Origin of the sequence: Pseudomonas sp. SIMBA_041, assembly GCF_046535095.1 — a bacterium.
GTDB classification, from domain to species: domain Bacteria; phylum Pseudomonadota; class Gammaproteobacteria; order Pseudomonadales; family Pseudomonadaceae; genus Aquipseudomonas; species Aquipseudomonas mucoides.
Genome location: NZ_JAWRXJ010000674.1, coordinates 1 through 250 on the forward strand (window position 1 = coordinate 1; position 250 = coordinate 250).

Sequence of the window (250 nt, forward strand, 5' to 3'; positions counted from 1 at the left end):
CGAGGTGATCGGCGAGCAGGGTGTGGCTGATGTGGCGGCCTTTGTGGTCAGCAAGCTCGATGGCCGTACGCTGCCCGAAGGCGTGAAGGCCGATGCCGAGAACGGGCAGAAGATCTTCGCCGCCAACTGCGTGGCCTGCCATGGGCCTGAAGGCAAGGGCACCCCAGCCATGGGCGCGCCGAACCTGACCCACCCGCAGGCGTTCATCTACGGGTCGAGCTTTGCTCAACTGCAACAGACCATCCGTTAT

Annotated in this window: 1 protein-coding gene; it reads left to right on the forward strand. The window is 64.0% G+C overall.

Going from position 1 to position 250, the window contains the following annotated elements; all coding sequences use genetic code 11:
- On the forward strand, nt 1–250 hold a 250-nt coding region (locus SB725_RS32810), incomplete at both ends, for a c-type cytochrome (RefSeq protein WP_410923650.1).